We start from the raw sequence: 19399 nt of genomic DNA, 5'->3' as shown, positions 1-19399 counted from the left end.
CACCATGTCCACACGCCCTGCCCGTCCTTCGGCGCGCGCTGAGGCGAGCGAGGATGCGCTGCACCGGTACCGCACCAAGCGCGACTTCACCAAGACGCAGGAGCCGCCAGGCCTTGCCGCACCGCCGCGCAAGGACTTGAGTTTCGTGATCCAGAAGCACGCCGCGAGTCGCCTGCACTACGACTTCCGTCTGGAGCTGGACGGCGTGCTGCTGAGCTGGGCCGTCCCGAAAGGTCCGTGCTACGACCCGAAGGAGAAGCGGATGGCGATCCACGTCGAGGACCATCCCGTGAGCTACGGCGGCTTCGAGGGCACCATCCCGCCAGGCCAATACGGTGCCGGCACCGTCATCGTCTGGGACCGCGGCACCTGGGACCCCGTCAGTGACCCGCGCGACGGCATGCGCAAGGGCAAGCTCGTCTTCCGACTCCACGGCGAGAAGCTCGCAGGCCTGTGGGAGCTGGTCAGGATCCGCAAGCCAGACGACAAGCAGGACCCGTGGATGCTTTTCAAGAAAAGAGATGAATGGGTGCGGCCGCTGGACGAGTACGACGTCGTCAGGGCGCTGCCTGACAGCGTGATCGCCAAGCCGCTGGGGTTGGTGGAGGCGCGAGAAGGCAGCTCGAAGGATGGGACGACGTCGCACCAGACAGGGCAGTCCACCACCCTGACTGGCGCCGTCAAGGCCCGGCTCCCCGCCACACTCGCCCCACAGAAGGCGACATTGATCAAGGGCTCGCCGCCGGCGGGTGACTGGATCTACGAGATCAAGTTCGACGGCTATCGGATCATGGCGCGCATCGACGCCGGCAAGGTCAAGCTCATCACCAGCGGCGGCCATGACTGGACGCACAAGCTGAAGCCCTTGGCTGCGGAACTCGAACAGCTCGGCATCGACTCGGGCTGGCTCGACGGCGAGGCGGTCGTCATCGACGAGGACGGCCGCACCGACTTCAACGCGCTGCAGAACGCCTTCACGACGTCCGGAACTGAATCGATCAGCTACTTCCTGTTCGACATCCCCTTCCTGGGCGGCTACGACCTCCGGGCAGCGCCGCTCTACGCCCGCAAGCAGCTTCTGAAGCAACTGCTCGAGGGCAGGCTCAGCGACCGGGTCCGCTACAGCGACGAGTTCCCCGCCGACGCGGGTGCGGTCGTGCAGGCGGCGTGTGCGCTCAAGCTGGAAGGGGTCATCGCCAAACGGCGGGACGCGCCGTACACGTCGGGCAGCCGCACCGAGACCTGGCTCAAGCTCAAATGCAAGGAGCGGCAGGAGTTCGTCGTGCTCGGCTTCAGCGACCGGTCGGGTGCGCCCGGCGAAGTCGGTGCCTTGCTGCTGGGCTACCACGAAGGCGGCGGGCTCGTCTATGGCGGCAGCGTCGGCACTGGATGGGACCACCCCACCGGGGTCGCGCTGCGCAAGGCCCTCGAGCAGCTCCGCAGCGACAGGCCGTCGGTCGACCCAACGTTGATCACGCCGGGACGGTGGTCGAAGCGCAAGCCCGGCGACGAACACTGGGTCAAACCGCAGATGGTGGTCGAGGTGACGTTCTCGGAATGGACGCCGGATGGAAAGATCCGCCACGCCACCTTCCAGGGGGTGCGCAAGGACAAGCCCTGGACCGCCATCACGAAGGAGCACGCCGTGACCCTGGCGCAGCCCGGTCCGGCGACGACGAAGTCGAAGCCCAAGGCGTCCTCGGTGAAGGTCTCGAACCCGGGACGTGTGATCGATCCCACCACCGGCCTCACCAAGCTGGACCTGGTGCGCTACTACGAAAGCGTTGCCGAGTGGATGCTGCCCCACCTGAAAGGCCGACCTGTGTCGCTGGTACGCGGACCGCAGGGCATCACCGGCCAGCTCTTCTTCCAGAAGCACGATGACAAGCTCAGCATCCCCGGCATGAAGGAGCTGGACCCTGCCCTCTGGCCAGGTCATGCGGCCCTGCTCGAAGTGCCCAACGCGCAGGCACTGGCCAATGCCGCGCAGATGAACGTGATCGAATTCCACACCTGGAACTCGGTGGCAAGGAACATCGACTACCCGGACCGGGTCGTCTTCGACCTCGACCCCGGCGAGGGCGTGAAGTGGAACCGGGTGCAGGAGGCGGCACTGCTCACGCGCACCTTGCTCGAAGAGTTGAAGCTCGAGGCATGGCTCAAGACCAGCGGCGGCAAGGGACTGCACGTCGTCGTGCCGCTCGGCCAGAAGCACGACTACGAGACCGTCAAACGCTTCTCCCATCTGATGGTGCAGCACCTGGCGCGCGTGATCCCGGACCGTTTCGTCGCCAAGAGCGGGCCCGCCAACCGGGTCGGCAAGATCTTCGTGGACTACCTGCGCAACGGGCACGGCCAGACCACGGCGGCCGCGTATTCAGCGCGGTCGAGGCCAGGCCTCGGGGTGTCCGTGCCGGTAGCCTGGGAGCAGTTGAACGAGCTCAAGAGCGGTGCCCACTGGACCATCGCGACACTTCGCGACTACCTGTCGTTCCGCCAGGAAGACCCCTGGAAGGCCTACTTCAAGAAACGCCAGACCATCACCCAGGCTTTGCGGCTGCTGACCTCGGGCTGATGCAATTCACGCCTGCATGGACGCAGTGCCGATTCCAATTGAAGCCGACTCGGCCTCCTCTGATCTTTTGAAGCGAGCTGCTGTAGCGGCCAGTTCATTTCTTGGAACGGCACACGGGGGCGCGAGCCTCTGCTCAACAGGCCTCGTTTGGCGAAACTCGTCGGCGAGCTTCCTCAAGGCAAGCGCACGTCCAGGAAACGCTGGGAAGGCGACCAGCTGACATTCAGCCTCGCCACCCGTGCTACCGCGGTGGCCGGCGATGTCCTCCAAGGTCATCGCCGCCCGCCCTGCCCTGCAAGTCGGGCCAGCAGCGAGAGCAGGGTTTGCGGGTCAGCCGGTTTCACGATGTGCTCATCGAAGCCTGAATCGAGCGCGCGCCTTCGGTCTGACTCCTGGCCGTAGCCAGTGACGGCGACGTATCGCCCCTGCGCTGTATCGGCACGCGCCCGCAGGCGTCGCACGACCTCGTAGCCGTCCATCGACGGCAGGCCGATGTCGATCAAGCCGACCTCCGGAGGGTGCTCGGCCGACACATGCAACGCCCGGTGCGGGTCGTGCTCAACGCGCACACGATGGCCGGCGTCTTCGAGCAGCAACCGCAACGTCTCGGCGGCGTCTTCGTTGTCGTCGACGACCAACACGTCGAGGCTGCGGCTGGGGCTGGGCTCAGGTGCGCCGGCCTCTGAGATGGGCCACGGCTTGCGAGACTTCAGCAGCGGCAGAGAGATGGTGAAACGGCTGCCGGTGCCCGCACCCTCGCTGAACACCGACACCGTGCCCTTGTGCTGCTCGACCAGGCTCTTGACCAGCGCCAGGCCGAGCCCCAAGCCCCCTTGCGACCGGTCGGGTGATCGCTCGGCCTGCGAGAAGAGATCGAAGATGCGCAGCTGCAGGTCCTTGGGGATGCCGATGCCGTCGTCCGTGACACGCACCAACACCTCGTCTCCCTTCATGGTGAGCCCGATGTGGATGTGCCCGCCCGGTGGCGTGAACTTCGCGGCGTTGATGAGCAGGTTGCCGACCACCTGGACGAGCCGTTTGCCGTCTCCGCAGACGAAGGTGGCTTCGGGTGGCAGGTCGAGCGTCACCTGGTGGCGGTTGACCTCCATGAGCGGCCTCACCTGCTCGCTGGCGTTGGCGAGCACGGTCTTCATGTCTTGCGGCGACTCATCGAGCGTGACAACGCCGCGGGTAACGCGAGACACGTCGAGCAGGTCGTCGACCAGGCCGGACATGTGGCGCACCTGCCGCGCGATGATGGCGCTCGTCTTCTGCAGGCGATGCTCGTCGAGCTGGCCGCGCACCAGCAGTTCTGCAGCAACGCGGATCGGCGCGAGCGGGTTGCGCAACTCGTGGGCGAGCATGGCGAGGAACTCGTCCTTGCGGCGGTGACCCTCGCGCAGCTCGACCTGCGCGCGCGCGTTTTCTGCGGACGCCCAGGTGCGCTCGGCCACGTCGATGGCGAGGTCGATCTCGGCGTCGTGCCAGGTCCGAGGCTCGTCGTGCTGCAGGCTCAACACCAGCGTGAGCCGGCCTGCCTTCACGAGCGGTATGGCCAGGTTCGAGCGCACACCAATGTTGGCGTAGGCAGCCGCCTGCTCGCGCGTTCGCGGGTCGGTGCGGACGTCGACGATGACGAGCGGCTCGCCGCGCCGCAGCGTAGCGACGATCTCGGCCCCGAAGTCCTCCAGGTGACGCCTCTCCGAGACGGGCTCGGCACCGGACTCGCCGACCCAGTGCCGCTGGACGAAGGTGCCTGCGACGTCGTCCACCTCGACATAGGTCGCCCGCTTGATGTTGAGCCTGGCCCCGAGCATGGAGGTGGCGGCGGCCGCAATGTCGTCGGGCGATGTGAGGTGGCGCAGCCGGTCCACCAGCCGCAGCTGAAACTCCTGTCGATCGGCGCTGCGCGCAAGGGCCTCCGACACTCGCTGGCTTTCGGTGACGTCTTCGGTGCGGTGGGCAATGCACACCAGTTCGCCCGAGCCGTCGAAGATCGGAATGTTGACGGCGTGCCAATACCGCTCCTCAAAGACCTCGGTGCCATCTGGTTGCGTCACCCGCACGGGGTAGCGCTGCAGCGCCATCGACTGCGACTGACCGGTTGCGATCACGTGGGCGAGCGAGGCGCGCAGGGCGGCCACGCCGGTGTCGCCGGTGTCGTCAGGGTTGCCGGGGAAGGCGACGAACAGGTGTTGTCCGAGCAGGCTTTCGCGCGTGCGCGCCGACGCTTTGAGGAAGGCATCGTTGACCGCCAGGATCACCGGGTCGTCGCTGGGCGACAACAGGTACTCGCCAATCGGCGAGCCATCAAACACAGCCTTGTAGATCGAGGGTGGAAGCAAAGGCAATCGAGAGGCTCCTGGATGTCTCGAAGGTACTCTCAACGACGCTCGGAAGGTCACCCGCTGCGGTGTCGGAACAATCTCACTCGACACGTGCCGCGCGACGTATGGCATGCCGCCTGCCATTGAGAGGCACCATGCCAAAAACCTACACCGATCGGCCTTTATTGCAACTGGCGCTGCAAGGAGGCGGGGCGCACGGCGCCTTCACCTGGGGCGTACTCGATCGTCTGCTCGATGAGCCGCACATCGACATCGGGCACGTCAGCGGAAGCAGCGCAGGCTCACTGAATGGCGCTGCGCTGGTCAGCGGGCTTGCCACCAGCCGCACTGCCGCGAAGGCAAGTCTGCAGTCCCTGTGGACCAAAATCGCAGAGGCGGGCTCTTTGATGACGTTCCTGCTGCTTCCGTTGCGCAAGCCGGGCATGGGCCTGTGGGACGACGCGATGCCCCTGCTCTCCCCGTATCAAACCAACCTCCTGGGGATGGAGCCGCTTCGCTACGTGGTCGAGCAAGTGATCGACTTCGACGCGCTCAATCGCGCTACGGAGCGAACGATGTTTGTGAACGCCATGAACGTGCGCAGCGGTTGCGCCCGGGTGTTTTCGGCTCCACATCTGTCCACCGACGTGCTGTTGGCGTCGTCCTGCGCACCGCTCGTCTTCCAGGCAGTCGAGATTGAAGGAGATGCCTATTGGGATGGAAGTTATGCGGCAAACCCGCATCTCTGGCCGCTGTACCACCGCGAGCCGGATTGCGACATCCTTCTGGTCGAGCTGACGCCGCTCAATAGGCCAGAGAGGCCAACGACGGCCAAGAACATCTTGAATCGCATCAACGAGACCGCTTCCATCAACGGGCTGATCAGTGAGCTGCGCGCCCTCGACATCGTCAATCGCACCGCGCGAGGTGCGGACGTCCGCCTGCATGTCGTGAGTCTCGATGACACTGGGAGCCAAGAGCAGAGCGAACCGTCGGTCAAGCGAACGGTCAGCCGGGTCCTGTTCGAGCGGCTCCGACTGGCCGGCAGCGAGGCATGCGAGCAGTGGTTGAAGAGCCATGGGGCGAAGCTGGGAAACGCCTCGACGGTCGATATCGTCGGCAGGTACCTTGCCCCTTACGCGCAGCCGCCGGTGGCCGACTGACACACCGTCTTGAAATATTGGCCAGCGGCCGCCCATGGGCGGCGTGGACGCCGCACCGACCTCCCGACACGACAAGAACCAACCCATGGAAAAAACCCTCATCCCACATGGTGTGCGCCTCGAATTCGATGCGGACAGCCTGGCCTGCATCAACCTTTCAGGTGCGGCATTCAGCGGCGAATGGCTGTGGGTGGTGGGCGACGAGGCGGCGGCTGTCGAGCTAATGCAGCGCCAAGCCCCGGTCAGCGGGGAGGCGCTGCACTACGTGCGAGCAAGGTCGTTTCCGCTGTCGGCCCTGCTGGAATTGCCGGGTGACGCAGACGACGAAGCCGATCTCGAAGGCATGGCCGTCTGTGACGGGTGGCTCTGGCTCGTCGGCTCGCATGGCTTGAAGCGCAAGAACGCGAAGGCCGCCCGGTCGGACGGTGCCAACGCCAAGCGCCTGGCCTGCGTCGAACTCGACGGCAACCGTCGACTGCTGGCGCGGGTGCCCATCGAGTGGGATGCGTCCGGCATGCCACGCCTCGTGGCCGAAGCCGCCGATGGGCGGCGTGCCATGCGCCTCAAGGGAGACGCCAAGCGCAACGGCCTGGTGGACCTGCTGACGGAAGACCCGCACCTCGCGCCGTTCCTCCACATCCCGGGAAAAGACAACGGCTTCGACATCGAGGGTCTCGCGGTCAACGGCAACCGCCTGCTGCTCGGGCTGCGCGGCCCTGTGCTGCGTGGGTGGACGCTGCTGCTCGAAGTGGCCATCGAGGCAGGCGGCAAGTGGCTGCACCTTGCGCCTCTCGACGACGAAGGCACCCTGCTGCGCAAGCATTTCCTGCAGTTGGGCGGCCTCGGCGTGCGCGACCTCACCTTCGATGGAGACGACCTCTTCCTGCTCGCCGGCCCGACCATGGTGCTGGACGGCGAGGTGCGGCTGTTCCGCTGGAAGCAGGCGCGCCAGACGCTCGACCTGAATGGCCAGCCAATGCGCTTCGAGCACGAGCTGGCCGAGGAAGTCGAGCTGCCACATTCGCCCGGCCACGACAGGGCCGAAGCCTTCTGTGAACTCCCCGAGGGGCTGCTTTCAAGCGGCGCTGGGTGGCTCGTGCTGTACGACTCACCGAGCGCCAGGAGGCGTCCTGACTCGGGCACGGTGTTTGGCGACCTGCTACGCCGCGGAGAGAGCCTCGATGCCAGCGACGACGCGAACAACGAGCGGTCATCGCGTCGCCCGAGCTCGACGCGCAGCACCTGACGGATTCACGGCATCGTCGTCGAGCGCTGCATCGGCGCTGCAGGGCCATTTCGCAAGTCCGGACGAGGCGGAAACGGATGGGTCGACCGACTCGGCGGCGCCAAACCCTGGGAAAGCGATCGGACGGGCCTGAAGCACGGCGTGACGTCCGAGCGACAGCGCCGGCGTAGAGCGGCTCCTACCATCGCACTCCCGCAACATCGCCCGTCATGTGAACAGCATGGAGTTCGACAATGTCATCCTGGGCCGCCGCAGCATTCGCGGCTACAAGCCCGACCCGGTGCCGCGCGTGCTCATCGAGGAAATCATCACGCTCGCCATGCGGGCACCGTCGTCGATGAACACGCAACCCTGGAACTTCTACGTCATCACAGGTGAGCCGCTCGAGCGCATCCGCAAGGGCAATACGGAACGAATGGCCGCCGGCGTGCCGCAGTCGCGCGAGTTCCGCATCGGTCAGCCATTTGCGGCTCAGCATCGCGAGCGTCAGGTCGGTGTGGCCAAGCAACTGTTCACTGCGATGGGCATCGCTCGGGATGATCAGGCAAAGCGCCAGGACTGGGTGATGCGCGGATTCCGCCAGTTCGATGCACCTGTCTGCATCATCGTCACCTATGACGGTGTGCTCGATGGAAGCGACGACACCCCTTTCGACTGCGGTGCCGTGACCACGGCGCTCGTCAACGCGGCCTGGTCGCGCGGCCTGGGCTGTGTCATCAACAGCCAGGGGATCATGCAGTCTCCGGTGGTGCGCGAACACGCGGGCATCGCGGACGACCAGGTGATCATGAAAAGCATTGCGCTCGGGTGGCCCGACGAGACGTTTCCCGCCAACGCGGTGGTGTCCGAACGCAAGAGCGTCGCCGACGCTGCAGTTTTCGTCGGCTTCAACGACTGAGGACCGCGCCCCCTCCTGCGCCGAGGCAGGGGGATGGCCGGTGAGTCACCATAAGATCAAAGACTTCTGCCTTCGTGCCAACGGCCGGGAGTTCCACGCCTGCGCCGCAGGCCCCAAGGACGGCCGATCAGATCTCACACCGTCGCTGCCGAACTACGACGCGTGCGGCACAGAGCATGCAACCACCTGCGACAGCTCTGCCAGATCTGCCGGCTTGACGAAGTAATGATCGAATCCCGCCGCCGCACCACGCTGTCGGTCGACATCGCTTCCGTAGCCCGTGAGCGCGACATAGGTCGCCGGCCTGCCGCCAGCCTGCTTCCTGATCCGCTCGGCGAGTTCGTAGCCGTCGAGGCCCGGGAGCCCGATGTCGAGGACGTAGACGTCGATGTCGTGCCGAGCCGTGGAGATGGCTCGCATGGGATCTTGCTCCACGATGACCGTGTGCCCCAGGCTTTCGAGGAAGAGACTCAGGGTCTCCGCCGCGTCCCGGTTGTCGTCAACGACCAGCACCCGCAGGGCCCGCGCGGCAGCCGCAGGTTCCGCACGGGCTGCGGGTGCGTTTCCAAGCAGGCGGTCCGAGTCCAGAAGCGGGAGCGACACGATGAAGCTGCTCCCCTTCAATGGGCCCGCGCTTTCGGCGCGCACGCTGCCACCGTGGAGCTCGACCAGGGTCTTGACCAGCGCCAACCCGAGCCCCAGGCCGCCCTGCGAGCGGTCTGGCGTGCGCTCGCCCTGCGCGAACAGATCGAACACATGAGGAAGCAGGTGCGCATCGATGCCGATGCCAGAGTCGACGACGCTGATGGTCAGGCGATCGCCCACCTCCAGCGTCACGCGAAGGGCGCCGTTCGATGGCGTGTACTTGGCGGCGTTGTTCAAGAGGTTGGCCACCACCTGAACCAGCCGCGTGCGGTCTCCCAGGATGTGGATGTCACCCGACGCCATGCGCGTGGTCAGCTGATGGCCGCGCGAGTCGACCAACGGACGTACCTGCTCGATGGCGCTCGCCACCACGCCCTTCATTTCCACCGGTAGCTTCTCTAGCTCGACCAACCCGCGCGTGACGCGCGAGACGTCCAGCAGGTCATCCACCAGTGCTCTCATGTGCCGCACCTGGCGGTCGATGATGGCGGCCGAGCGCTCGACCCGTGACGCGTCATGCGGTGCGGTCTTCAGCAGGTGGGCCGCGGTGCTGATCGGCGCGAGCGGATTGCGCAGCTCGTGCGCCAGCATCGCCAGGAAGTCGTCCTTTCGCCGATTGGTCGCCAGGAGCTCGTCTCGCACGCGCTTCTGTTCATCGATGTCCGTGCAGGTGCCCATCCAGCGGATGATCTGCCCGCCGTCGTCGCGAATCGGCAGTGCCCGCCCGAGGACCCACCGGTATTGCCCCGATCGATGTCGCAGTCGGTATTCGATCTCGTAGGTTTCGCCAGTGGACAGGCTGCGCCGCCAGGTTTCCCAGGCCCGATCCTGATCGTCGGGGTGGAACATCCCATTCCAGGATTCGCCGTCCGTCGAATTCCGGGGCACGCCGGTGAATTCGTACCACTGCCGGTTGTAGTAGTCGTGGTAACCATCCGGGCGCGTCGACCAGACCATTTGCGGGATGGCATCGGCAATGGTCCTGAAATGTTCTTCGCTGGCCCGGAGTTCCTGGTCGGCGAGAACGCGACCCGTCACGTCCTCGTGGATGAGCATCACCTCCAGCACGCGACCCTCGTCATTTTTGATGGGACGCGCTGTGGCCTCCACCCACCGCGAGGCGCCCGGCTTGCCGAGCGCTTTCGGGTCATACAGGATCGTTGGCAACCGCACTGCCTCACCAGCAAACGCCCGCCTCAGCAGCGGCGTGACGCCCTTGGCCTCGAGCTGGGGGTCGGTGAGCATGTTGTAGTCGGAGAGCACGAACTCCAGGAGCGGATCGCCTTCCTGGCTCGCCCACAGATCCTTCCATGCCTGGTTGACGCGCAAGGTGCGTCCATCGAGCGAGAGCAGCTGCACGCTGAAGGGTGCCTGCTCGAACAGCGTCTGGAAGCGGTGTTCTGTCTCGAGGTCCGCGGAGGTTCGTTGCTGGGGTGTCATCACCCGCCGATTGTGCGCCCGCCCGCCCGTCTGGCAGGCGAGGCCCGTGCCCTGACCTAGGCGGCGTGACGTTGTGCGGAGGGGATGGAAGACGGCAGCACCACGTCGGCGCCATAGGCCTGCAGCGTCTCGAACAGCTGTCGCCCGTTCGCCTGTGCAAAGTCTTCCGCGTTGTTGTTCATGACCACGTGAAGGTTGAGAGAAGGAGCGTCGAGCTTTGCGATCTGCGCAGCAAGACCTTCGAGCTCTGCATCGTCGTACCGGTAGTTGAACCGTCCTGACGAGCTCGCGCCGTGGTGGTTCCAGGTGTGTTCATTGCGACCGTGCATGCGCACCAGCGCATGCGTGCCATGGGTGACCTCCCAGATGGACGGAACGCAGTTCGCAAACCCCTGCGGCTCGTCGACGATCGTGTGCACCACCCCGAGCGCGCGCTGCAAGGCCATCGTGTCCCGTGCGTTCACGCCATCGAACCAGCTGAAGTTGCGGAACTCCACGCTGACCGTGTGACCCGGCATGCGCTCGACGCAATGCGCAACATGCGCCCGGCCGGCCCGGTTGCGGACGACCCAGGGCGCAAACTGGAAATGCACCAGGCCAAGCCTGCCTGCGTGCCGAAGCGGCGCGATGCCGTCGACGAAGCGCGCCCACAGCACGTCGCGCAGCTCCGGCGGCACATCGCGGTAGTACAGGATGGACTTGTCGCGCAGGGCGACGGGGAGCGCGTCGCGCACATCCGCCGGAAGCGCCTGGGGCGAGGTCTGGTGGCCAGTGAAGAGCCTGAACGCCTTCACGTTCATGACGAAGTCGTTGGGTGTCCTCTGCGCCCATTGATGCGCCATGGAAGGTGGCGTCATCGCATAGAAGCTCGAGTCGACTTCGACCAGCGGGAACTGCATGGCATAGAAGCGCAGCCGCTCTTCGGCGCTCATGTGCTCCGACGGATAGAAGCGCCCGGTGTCGATGAGCGCAGGGTGCGACCAGGAGGCAGTACCGATCCGGATGCTCATAGGAAACGCCATTAGCTGTAGATTCATACAGTATATGATCCGGCCCGAGATCCAGCCATGGGCGAGCCCAACGCATTCCCCGAACCATCGCCGTCAGCCAAACCTGGTACGGCGAAAGACGTGTTCGCGGACCTCAACGACCAGCAACGTGCTGCTGTCGAACACGGATTGCTTGAGGACGCGCCGCGCGGTCCGCTGCTGGTCATTGCCGGCGCAGGGACAGGCAAGACCAAGACGCTGGCCAGCCGGGTCGCGCGGCTTGTGCAGACCGGCGCGGACCCGCACCGCATCCTCTTGCTCACCTTCGCCCGCCGCGCCGCCGGAGAGATGGAGCAGCGCGTCGGTCGGATGCTGCATCGGCTCCTCGGGTATGCGACGACCCAGGCCCCGCCGCATTTCCCGTGGTGCGGCACCTTCCACAGCGTCGGGGCGCGCCTGCTGCGCGACTACGCCGACCGGATCGGCCTCGCGCCCAACTTCACGATCCTCGACCGCTCGGATGCCGAAGACCTGATGGGCATGGTGCGGCAGGAGCTCGGTCTGGCCGAGACCGTCGAGCGATTCCCCCTCAAGGGAAGCTGCCTCGCGATCTACTCGCGGGTTGTGAACAGCCAGTCGCGCCTGGATCAGGTGCTCCAGACCCACTACCCGTGGTGCTTCGCCGCTCACGATGGACTGAAGAAGTTGTTCAAGGCCTATGCGCAGGCCAAGCACCAGCAGCAGGTGCTCGACTACGACGACCTGCTCCTCTACTGGTCACACATGATGGCGGATGCGGGTATCGCGGAAGACGTGCGGAAACGCTTCGACCACGTGCTGATCGACGAGTACCAGGACACGAACCGCCTGCAAGGCTCCATCGTGCTGGGGCTGAAGCCACAGGGCGAGAACCTCACGGTGGTAGGGGATGACGCACAGGCCATCTACTCGTTCCGCGCCGCCGACGTCGGCAACATCCTCGACTTCCCGGACCAGTTTAACCCACCGGCACGCATCGTGGCGCTGGAGCAGAACTACCGCTCCACGCAGCCGATCCTGGCGGCCTCCAATGCCGTCATCGGCCTGGCGAAGAAGCGCCACACCAAGGACCTCTGGTCGAACCAGCCCTCCAGCGAGCTGCCACGCATCACGGCGATGCCCGACGAGGCGAGCCAGGCACAGTGGGTCGCAGATCAGGTACTGCGAAAACGCGAAGAAGGCATCCGCCTGATCAAACAGGCCGTCCTGTTCAGGACCTCGAGCCACAGCGCTCCCCTCGAGCTCGAGCTGACCCGCCGCAACATCCCGTTCCGCAAGTTCGGTGGGCTCAAGTTCCTCGAGAGCACGCACATCAAGGACGTGCTGAGCATCCTGCGGTGGGCTCAGAACCCCCGCGGCCGCCTCGCCGGGTTCCGCGTCTCGCAGTTGCTGCCCGGCTTCGGACCGGTCAGTGCAGGCAAGCTCCTGGACGAGATGGAGCGCCAGGCCGATCCGCTGACGGCCATTGAAGGCTTCACGCCACCAAAGGCTGCCGCGGAGGACTGGTCCAAGCTCGCCGCATTGGTCGCCAGCCTGAGCAGGGAAAGCGAATGGCCGGCCGATCTCGAACGCGCGATCGAGTGGTACCAGCCGCACCTGGAACGCCTCCACGATGACGCGGAAGTGCGCCTGGCCGACCTGGAGCAGATGGCGCGCATCGCGCAGGGTTACGGCAGCCGGGAGCGCTTCCTCACCGAGCTGACGCTGGACCCGCCAGAAGCCAGCAGCGATGAGTCTGGCGCTCCGCACCTCGACGAGGACTACCTGATCCTCTCCACCATCCATTCAGCCAAGGGGCAGGAGTGGAACGCGGTCTACGTGCTCAACGTCGTCGATGGCTGCATGCCTTCGGACATGGCCACCGGCCGCGAGGAAGACATCGAAGAGGAGCGGCGCCTGATGTACGTGGCCATGACGCGTGCCAAGCACCATTTGGCCTTGATCACGCCGCAGCGCTTCTACGTGCGGCAACAGCGCCGAGGCGGTGACAGCTACATCAACGCGACACTGACGCGGTTCATACCCGGCAAGGTAGCCCGACTTTTCGAGCAAGTCACGCCAGTGTCGGTTCGCGGCGACCCTCGCATTCCAGTTGCAGCATCCCCGATCGATGTGGGCGCCAAGCTGAGAGCGATGTGGGACTAGGCGGGCAGATTCCAGACGACCAAGCCCCCATCATCGGCAGACCTTCGCTCAAACCCGATTTGGCTCGTCGCCCGACGGCACGACACTCGCTCCGTCTTCGCAGACACGCATTGCAGGAACCGTCGACGGCCAGGACTGCGCCTCATCAAGGCCGATTGGGATAGTCCCGGATCGGGATGACCAACGCACCGTTGTTGCCATCACCTCTGAAGAATCCCGCAACCGAGCGATGTGCAACCACAACGCTAGGCAAGCTGTCCATCTGGAACAGCAGGCGATCCTTCAAAGGAATTTCGCTTAGACGTTTTTCGTCGAGAGCGAAGTCATAGACGGTCTGCAGCGTGTCGCTGCCGACAGGAACCCCGCGGCCGAGCCGTGACTTGTTCACATCCCAATAGCGATGCGTCTCAAGAAAGGTGAGGAACCAGTAGTCCTCATGCCAAGTGTCCCAGTCGTCAATGAAGATGGCTGGCTGAAGCACAAGGTCTTGAATGTCCAGAGCCAACAGCTTTTCCCGCACAGTGCCACGGACCAGCGGGTTGTCTCCGTCGAAGAGTACAGAGGGTGGTGACTTGACTGTTGTCATGCCCTTTCTTTGCCGCGACTCTTTCAACGCGTTGATAAAGATCAGCGGCTTGTGTCCTAGCGGCAATGCCTCGTCACGGTACTCGAGATCCGCGGTGTCTTCGTCGGGGCCGAGTGTGGGAAGGAGATCGTGCCGCTGATCATCCTGACGCGGACGCGTCACCACATAGTATTCGTCGTCAAGCATGAGCGTTACTGGCTGGGTTTGGGTACGTAGTGTTCGCTGCTTTGATACTTGATGCCTTCGTCTTTCTGACCCGTTGCTCGGCGGCCCTTCAGATGGTTTCTTCCGACTTGGCACGCCGTTGAATGCTTGTGGTCACCCACGCTGTCGGCACCTGAGCATCCGATCTTCACTCCGCGCTTGAAGTACTCGGCGATGCTGGTCAAGCGAAGCTCGGACGGTTCATCGCTGAGCGTCTCGAGAATGCTCTTGCTCAAGCCGTTGATCCCCTTCCGAAACTTGCTGCTCATGTCCGGGTCACCGTCGCACTCTCGCTTCAGCCGGCGAACCGTCGCGGCAAGCAGCTTGGCGACGTGGACGTGATAGCTCTCGGGGTGGTCATCGTCATCGTCGTAATCGTCCTCACTGAGATTGAATACCTTCAATGTGGGTCGATCGCTCTTGGCCGTGTGGTCACCTCGATGCGGCTGTATTCCCAGGTGGCAAGCACCCTGCAACGTGCACGGCAAGAAGGCGAGGTTTTTCACATGGTCGATGTTGTAGCCCATGGAGACAAGCTTGGCGCCCAGGCCGGAGATCCGAACCCCTTCCTGTGACACCAGATGGTGCGCCTGCATCTTGACGCCATGGTGCCGAGGATGGCTCGGGACCTTGAGGATCTCAAGCTTGAGGTCCTTGAGATAGGTGGTTCCCTTGACAACGCTTCCGATCATGAACCGTTCCTCCCTGTGCTACCTGTAGACAACGTTTCCGAGTTCATGGCGGGGTGTCGTGTGTTGTGCGCTTCCGCAGATTTGGCATTGCCGATCGCGTTTGATGGCTTGCTTCCGCGCCGCGACCGTTGTCTTCGTGTTCCCCCGCAAGACGACTCCGCGTTGGCGGGCCCTCCGAAGCTTGTCGCCCAGGGCTCGCAGGTCGGTTGCGGCCTGGTAGAAGTTCTCGACGGCGCGAATCAGAGCGTCAATAGCTTCCTTTGCGCGCTCGATCTTTTTGGCGGCGTTGGCCAGTTTTGCGCTGCTGGCAGCCAGGCGTGCGACCAACGACGCCACGCGTGCCGCAGCTGCTGCCCCTGCGGACAGAATCGCTGTCACGAGTAGCAGCACCAGCTCGATGAGCAGGTAGACACCACCTTTCGCGGCGGCATAGCCCAAGAAGTTCGGCGGGATCGCCTCGATCATCAGACCGACGTAGGCGAGGTAGGCAAGGATGCTGTCGTGATCCGCGATCAGCTCCAGCACCATGTAGAAGTTCGGATCATTCTTGATCTCCTTGGCGAGCTGTGGGTCGATGTCCATCAGCACCGTGTCGACAAACGCCTGCACGGGCTTGGGATCTCCCTTCACCAGGAGCTCAGGCAGGCCAAGGATGGCCTCACGGTGCTTGTACGCCTTTTGCGCCTTCTTGGCCGCCTCGGAGAGCGTGTGCGCCGTGGCCTGAGCAGACTGCACATAACCGTCGACCTTCTGCGTGAGTGCCTTCTGGGCCTCGTCGGCCGCTTCTTCGACGTTGCGCTGCCACCAGCCCCAGTTGTAGATGGTCTTGTCGGGGTTCTCCAGTACCTTGCCGGCACGCCTTGCGGCCGCTTCGGTGCTGGCTGCGATGTCGTTGTAGACGCCCTTGCTGTAGTTGCCCGCCGCATCAAGAGCGCTGCCGGCCAGGTCCTTGATCTTCACGCCGAGGTTGGTCCACATCTCCTTGCTGAACATCTCGGCGAAGTCATCGCCCCACTCAGACGCACCGGCCGCGGCACCGGCGCGCACGCTGGTGATCAAGGCGGTGAGCGGCCCTGCATCCCATTCCTTCTGGAACGGAGCCATGCGATCAGTGAGGTTCAAGTAAGCGGCGTCGAGACGCTGCTTGATCAGTTGACGATCGTCGTGGATTTCTTTTTCACTGACGGTCGGCTGTGCCGTGACCAGCACCGATCCATCATCTGGCGCCAGCACCTGGCGCCCGAACTGAGGCTCAGCCATCAGGCAATCTCCTGCGTCATGTCGACGGTGACTGACTTGGCCACCGTGCTGCCATTGATGTCGACCTTCAGGCCATCGAGCGGCCAAGCGGTGTTCCAGGCATCTTCGTAGCGGCCTTCGAGGTTGACCCACGAGATGTCATCCTTGGGCATCACTGGCAGCACGTAGTCTTCTTTCGCTCCTCCAACGAAGCTCTTGCTCGCTGCCTTGACGGTGATCTTCCCGGGACACTGCACAGTGATCCCCTCACCACTGAGAACAATCTGCGCGCCACCTGACGTGGTCAGGGTGATCTTCTTCGCCGCCGCCCAATCGATGTGGGCATTGGCGGTCTGGATGTTGACGAGATTCTTGGCGGCGACTTCGGCTTGATCGGCCTGCGCCTGCATCTGCACAGGGCCCTTTCCGGCGATCAGGGTCAGGCCGGTGCCTTTGGCGCCCTGGCCTGCCTGCACCGCGCCGGCGAGGATGCCGATGCTCTGGCCGGTGTGTACACGCATCTGCTGGCCACTGCCGAGATGAATGTCCTGTCCCGCCTGCCAGCTGATCACTTCTCCACTGGCCACCTGAATGTCTTGGCCAGCTACGGTCGCAAGCCCGGCCTTTGCCGTGATCGCGACGATCGGGTCGGTGGTGTGCGGCAGTTTGCCGTCGCTGGCCTGCGTCGCCTTGTTGCTGGCATCGGTGATGGCCTGCTCCAGCGACGCAGCGCTCACCATGCCACTCACCGACTGGTGCAAGGCCTTCATCGGTGCGAGCTGGTCTGCCAAGCTGCTTTGATTCGCCCGCATCGCGCCAATGGCGCTCGCCAGCGCAGTGGTCTGATGAGTCTTCGCTGCCTTGCTGAACGTGTCGGCCAGCGTTGCGGCTTGCTTCAGGAGCGCCATGCCGGGGGCGTTGTCGCCGGCGGGGTCGGCCTCGCGGGTGCCGAATGTCGTGATCAGCAAGCCGTTGGTGGCGCGCACGGCGCCATACGCGTCGGTCCTCAGTTCGAAGCCTCGGCCGCGGTAGTGGCCGCGGTGGTTGTCGGCCTGGTGGATCAGGTGGCCGAGGTTGAGCTGGGTGGCGTGCTGCGTGGTGGCGAGCTGCACCCGCAGCTCGCCGGGGGTGTCGTCGAAGACCAGCTGGTTGAAGCCCTCTCCGCCGAACTCCTTGCTCTTGAAGCCGCTGAGCGCAGCGGTGTTGTTCTGCGCGGCCGCGTCCTTGCCGGCCGGGCCGGGGGCGCCGCCGTGCCAGGCCGGGCTATGGCCGCCTGAGCCCCCGCCGACGAGGTTGCCCTGGGCGCTCGGGCCGTGGTTGTGGCTGGACTTGTAGGCGCTGGTGTCGGCTTCAGCCGCCGCACCACCGGGCGTCGGCGGCAGGCCGGCTTCGCCGCGGCCGTTGTAGAGGCTTCCGAGCACGATGGGGCGCTCGATGTCGCCCTCGATGAAGTCGAGCAGCACTTCCTGGCCGATGCGCGGGATGTGCTGCCAGCCCATCCCGGCACCCGCCCAGCGCTGCGCGACGCGCACCCAGCAGCTGCTGCGGTTGTCGGGCCGGGCATCGGCGCCTGGGGCCGATTGCCAATGGAACTGCACCCGGATGCGGCCGAGCGCATCGGTGTAGAGCTCGTCGGCACCGTTCGGGCTGGTGGCGCCGCCGGGGCCGACGACGATCGCGGTCTGGGCCCCGAGGGCAGTGCGGGTGGTGGGCGGCAGCGGCCGCCAGGGGATGAGGCGGCGCAGGGCTTCGAAGCGGTTGGCGTAGCCGAGCTCGGCGGCCTTGCGGCTCAGGGCCGGGTCGTGCTCCAGGCTCTCTGACAGCGTGCTGGCAGGCTCGCCATCGAGTTCGGCGAAGGGGTCGGATGCCGGCTGCTGCATCAGGCGCTTGCTCAGCTCCTTGGGCAGGTTGTTGACGCCCAGGGCATGCACGCTGCGCACACAGAACTCGCGATCGGCGGCGCTTTGCAGCTCCGAGAGCGCATCCAGCGTGCTCTGCGTGAGGCCGAAGTGCTCGCCGGCGCGCAGGCTGCGCACGGTGCTGCGGCCGAGCCAGGTCTTGTGGCGTGCTTCGTGGGCCTGCTGGCGGCAGGTGGCGCGGTGCTGCAGCTCGGCGCTGCTGCAGGTGCCGGTGTCGGCGGTGGCGCCGATGGGCTCGTACTGCTGCAGCCACGGCGCCATGTCGCGCATCGACTCGCTGGTGTAGTCGTAGGCAGTGGGGGACTCGGCGGCGATCGCGCGCTTGGCCTGGTAGTCCCACTGCAGCACGGCACTCGCGGCCGGCGTGAGCTGGCGCCACCCGCCGAAGCTCTGGATGGCGTCTTGCTCTTCGGCGGCCGAGCCGCGGTGGAATCGGATGCCGGCACCACCGAGCGCGCTGCGCGAGGTGGTGTTCTCGGGCCAGCGGGCGCTGTCGGCGAAGAAGACGATGCGGTGGCCGCTTGGTGCGTCGTCGGCTTCTTCCACGCGCCAGCCGAGGCCTTCTTCGGCCAGCAGGCGCTGCAGGAAGGCGAGGTCGCTCTCGCGGTATTGCACGCAGTAGGCGCGCACGCCGCCATTGAGGCCTTGGGCGACGAAGGCGGCGAGGTCTTCGGTGTTGCCCTCGGCATCGGTCTCGCCCCATTGCCAGGCGGCGTGGGCCTTGTAGGCGTCGGCGCCGAGCACGTCGTCGAGGATCTGGACGATGGTCTTGTCTTGCCACACGCGGCTGTTGCGCGTGTGGCCGAGCAGGGCGAGCCACGGCTGGATCAGCAACTGGTGGCGCACGAGGCCACCGTCGGCGCCCGCATCACGGGCCTCGAAGACGAGGCCGCTGCGGCGGTGGCGGCTGCCATCGGCCAGGGTGCTCAGCAGGGTGATGCGCTGGCCGAGCAGCGCTTGCAGCGGAGTGCGGTTGTGCACGCACAGGGTGTGCAGCTGCAGCTGGAAGGGCTCGCTGATGGTGTCGACCACGCTGAAGCGCTCGACCATCAGGTCACTGACCGGGGCCGCACCTTCGAGGTTGTAGAGGCGTTGTGCGCTGGTCCAGCTTGCGAGCAGTGCGCTCAGTGCGCTGTCGAAGCCACTGAGCATGCGTCCTGCGGCGCCGCTCATGGCGTCGCTGAGTCGGTCCATCATGCTTTTTATACGTCCCTTGCTAGGGGCGCGATTTTGGAGGCAGTTGCCCGCGCGGCAAGCGGTTGCAACAGGCGCTTACACCGATCCCCACCTAA

The 19399-nt window shown here is 65.1% G+C and carries 12 protein-coding genes; 5 read left to right on the top strand and 7 right to left on the bottom strand.

All coding sequences use genetic code 11. From position 1 onward, the window contains the following. The first annotated feature begins 4 nt into the window (after positions 1 to 4). The gene (gene ligD / locus JI745_RS00455) at positions 5 to 2575 is read left to right on the top strand and encodes a DNA ligase D (protein WP_201802925.1); all 2571 of its coding nucleotides are present in this window, start codon (positions 5 to 7) and stop codon (positions 2573 to 2575) included. Positions 2576 to 2847: 272 nt separating this feature from the next. On the opposite strand, the gene JI745_RS00450 is transcribed toward ligD, so the two are convergent. Beyond that, complete coding sequence (locus JI745_RS00450; protein WP_201802923.1) at positions 2848 to 4926, bottom strand: ATP-binding protein; 2079 nt, start codon at positions 4924 to 4926, stop codon at positions 2848 to 2850. 131 nt (positions 4927 to 5057) lie between these two features. On the opposite strand from JI745_RS00450, the gene JI745_RS00445 reads away from it, so the two are divergent. From JI745_RS00445 to JI745_RS00435, 3 genes are all read left to right on the top strand, one after another. Beyond that, the gene (locus tag JI745_RS00445) at positions 5058 to 6065 is read left to right on the top strand and encodes a patatin-like phospholipase family protein (RefSeq protein WP_201802922.1); all 1008 of its coding nucleotides are present in this window, start codon (positions 5058 to 5060) and stop codon (positions 6063 to 6065) included. Between the two features lie 85 nt (positions 6066 to 6150). Continuing rightward, positions 6151 to 7311 (top strand): DUF3616 domain-containing protein, encoded by a 1161-nt coding sequence (locus tag JI745_RS00440; protein ID WP_201802920.1) that lies wholly within the window; start codon positions 6151 to 6153, stop codon positions 7309 to 7311. A 220-nt stretch (positions 7312 to 7531) separates the two neighbouring features. Next, the gene (locus JI745_RS00435; protein ID WP_201802918.1) at positions 7532 to 8209 is read left to right on the top strand and encodes a nitroreductase; all 678 of its coding nucleotides are present in this window, start codon (positions 7532 to 7534) and stop codon (positions 8207 to 8209) included. Between the two features lie 153 nt (positions 8210 to 8362). On the opposite strand, the gene JI745_RS00430 is transcribed toward JI745_RS00435, so the two are convergent. Together JI745_RS00430 and JI745_RS00425 are read right to left on the bottom strand one after the other, a co-directional pair. Beyond that, positions 8363 to 10294 (bottom strand): PAS domain S-box protein, encoded by a 1932-nt coding sequence (locus JI745_RS00430; RefSeq protein WP_201802916.1) that lies wholly within the window; start codon positions 10292 to 10294, stop codon positions 8363 to 8365. 56 nt (positions 10295 to 10350) lie between these two features. Further along, complete coding sequence (locus JI745_RS00425) at positions 10351 to 11304, bottom strand: DUF72 domain-containing protein (RefSeq protein WP_201802915.1); 954 nt, start codon at positions 11302 to 11304, stop codon at positions 10351 to 10353. A 57-nt stretch (positions 11305 to 11361) separates the two neighbouring features. Between JI745_RS00425 and JI745_RS00420 the strand changes: the two genes are divergently transcribed. Further along, complete coding sequence (locus JI745_RS00420) at positions 11362 to 13467, top strand: ATP-dependent helicase (RefSeq protein WP_201802913.1); 2106 nt, start codon at positions 11362 to 11364, stop codon at positions 13465 to 13467. A gap of 145 nt (positions 13468 to 13612) precedes the next feature. Here JI745_RS00420 and JI745_RS00415 read toward each other — a convergent pair whose 3' ends face one another. Genes JI745_RS00415 through JI745_RS00400 form a run of 4 tightly spaced genes read right to left on the bottom strand, consistent with a single transcriptional unit; the run spans position 13613 to position 19304 of the window. After that, on the bottom strand, positions 13613 to 14239 hold the full coding sequence (locus JI745_RS00415) for a hypothetical protein (RefSeq protein WP_201802911.1): 627 nt from the start codon (positions 14237 to 14239) through the stop codon (positions 13613 to 13615). A 5-nt stretch (positions 14240 to 14244) separates the two neighbouring features. Continuing rightward, positions 14245 to 14949: an AHH domain-containing protein gene (locus JI745_RS00410; RefSeq protein WP_201802909.1), complete on the bottom strand. Its 705-nt coding sequence runs from the start codon at positions 14947 to 14949 to the stop codon at positions 14245 to 14247. An 18-nt stretch (positions 14950 to 14967) separates the two neighbouring features. Further along, complete coding sequence (locus JI745_RS00405) at positions 14968 to 16209, bottom strand: hypothetical protein (protein WP_201802908.1); 1242 nt, start codon at positions 16207 to 16209, stop codon at positions 14968 to 14970. Then, a complete protein-coding gene (locus tag JI745_RS00400; protein ID WP_201802906.1) occupies positions 16209 to 19304 on the bottom strand; it encodes a type VI secretion system Vgr family protein in 3096 nt (1031 codons plus the stop codon). The genes JI745_RS00405 and JI745_RS00400 overlap by 1 nt, the downstream gene beginning before the upstream one ends. Positions 19305 to 19399 lie beyond the last annotated feature (95 nt).

The sequence above is a fragment of the Piscinibacter sp. HJYY11 genome (assembly GCF_016735515.1).
Taxonomy (GTDB): domain Bacteria; phylum Pseudomonadota; class Gammaproteobacteria; order Burkholderiales; family Burkholderiaceae_C; genus Rhizobacter.
Note: the sequence above shows the minus strand (reverse complement) of the source record. Positions and strands in the feature narration are given on the sequence as shown.